The organism is Vibrio sp. V42_P2S4T144, assembly GCF_009904715.1.
GTDB lineage: Bacteria > Pseudomonadota > Gammaproteobacteria > Enterobacterales > Vibrionaceae > Vibrio > Vibrio alginolyticus.
In genome coordinates, this window is record NZ_WXWS01000023.1 from 1 (window position 1) to 2,123 (window position 2,123).

Annotated in this window: 2 protein-coding genes; one reads left to right on the top strand and one right to left on the bottom strand. The window is 44.8% G+C overall.

Annotated features, from left to right (window positions below; all coding sequences use genetic code 11):
• Positions 1-126 precede the first annotated feature (126 nt).
• Positions 127-645, top strand: coding sequence for a flavodoxin FldB (fldB, locus tag CAG68_RS00665; protein WP_005381790.1), 519 nt, complete (start codon positions 127-129; stop codon positions 643-645).
• A gap of 85 nt (positions 646-730) precedes the next feature.
• Here the strand turns inward: fldB and brnQ are convergent, their stop codons facing one another.
• Positions 731-2,041, bottom strand: coding sequence for a branched-chain amino acid transport system II carrier protein (gene brnQ / locus CAG68_RS00670; RefSeq protein ID WP_005381792.1), 1,311 nt, complete (start codon positions 2,039-2,041; stop codon positions 731-733).
• Between the last annotated feature and the right edge of the window lie 82 nt (positions 2,042-2,123).

Here is a 2,123-nt window from a genome sequence, read left to right on the forward strand (position 1 = left end):
ATTTAGATTAAAGCACCTGCCAATCCAATACCATAAAAAATCATCCCACATAGGATATTCGCTGCAATCTTCCTCAATTTATGGTTAGAATCTTCCACAACAGCAACACAAATAACGACGAATATAATGAAAATCGGACTCTTTTACGGCTCAACGACCTGCTACACCGAAATGGCAGCAGAGAAAATTCGTACCCTTATTGGTGAAGACCTTGTCGACATTCACAATGTGAAAGAGACACCGTTATCACTAATGGCGGACTACGACTTATTACTCCTTGGCATCTCAACTTGGGATTTTGGTGAAATTCAAGAAGATTGGAACGCGATTTGGCAAGACATCGCGACCACGCCACTGAAAGGCAAAGTTGTAGCGCTGTTTGGTCTGGGTGACCAAGAAGGTTACGGAGAGTGGTATTTAGATGCGATGGGCTTACTTCACGATGAATTGCAAGCCACAGGCGCAACCTTTATCGGTTACTGGCCAAATGAAGGCTACGAATTTGAAGCATCGAAAGCACTGATCGAAGATGGCAGCAAGTTTGTTGGACTTGCGTTAGATGAAGACTCACAGTACGAACTGAGTGATGAACGCATCGAAAAATGGTGTGAACAAGTTCTTGTGGAATTCCACGACACGCTTTAATAGCGCAAACACGTAATCATTAAAAAGTAAAAAGCCCGATGAAGTAATTCATCGGGCTTTTTATTATCTTGATAACGCGAAGTGATTACGCGGTTTCTTGTGCTAGTTCTGGGCGAGGTTTCGCGATGAAGAACATGCACACGATAGCCGCAAATGTTGGAAGCACCCAACCCATGCCGACTTCGAATAGTGGCAACATGTTAAACGCAGAAACATCAATACCCGATACTTTTGCCGCATCAACCAACGCAAACAACAGAGATACAAGCAGTACCGCGCGGTAAGCAAAACGTGGATTTGGCAGTTTGCTGCGCACAAATGTTAGTGCAACCAACGCAATCGCCACAGGGTACAGCGCAAACAATACTGGCACTGACAGAGAAATCAGCTGTGCAAGACCAACGTTTGCAACCAATGCACAAACAGAACCATTAATCAGTACCCATTGCTTGTATGACAGTGGTGTTTTCGAGCTGAAGAAATCTGAACACGCAGAAATCAAGCCAATCGCGGTTGTCAGACACGCTAGCAATACGATGACAGACAGAACGATTTGACCGTATGGACCAAACAACGCTTGAACGTATTGGCTAAGCACTAGGCCACCATTATCAGCACCAGCAGCAACCGTTGCACTCGTCGCACCTAAGTAAAATAGTGAGATGTAAACAAACGCAAGACCAGCAGCAGCAATACAACCTGCATAGATCAGATATTTAGTAGTTGCAGAGCGCTCAGTAATGCCTTTACCGCGCAGTGCATCAACCATCAGCATACCAAACATCAATGACGCGAACGTATCCATTGTGTTGTAGCCTTCTAAGAAGCCTTTGGTCAGAGGCTGCGTTAGGTATTCACCGTGCGCGCCAATCATATCGCCCTGAGGATCAAGGAAGACAGCGACAGCAAGAATGATCAAACCAACGAACAATGCTGGTGTCAGTACTTTACCGATAAGATCGATCAAACGGCCTTGGAACCATGAGAACATCATCGCTGCGATAAAGAAGATCACTGAGAACGCTGTCAGATGCGTTTGTGATGCCTCAAGGAAGAAAGGTTTCACCGCCATCTCGTAAGCCACTAGGCCAGTACGAGGCGCTGCAAACGCAGGACCAATGATGATGAAAATCAGTGCAGCCATAAGAACTGCCGCTTTTTTCGGAAGGTCTTGCGTTAAGTGATCCCAAGAACCACCAGCAACAGCAATAGCAACGATAGTAATAAGAGGTAGACCTACCGCTGTCAGCAAGAAACCAAACATAGCTGGCATTAAGTTTTCACCCGCTAACTGACCCGCTAGAGGTGGAAAGATAATATTGCCCGCACCTAAAAAGAACGCAAATAGCATAAAGCCTACTGCGATAATATCTGTTAGTTTTAACGTCTGCTTCACAGATAACCCTTGTCTTTTAATTAATGAATGTTGTGTATGCTTAGACCACTTTTTGTATACCTAAAGTCAATAAGTACACGTG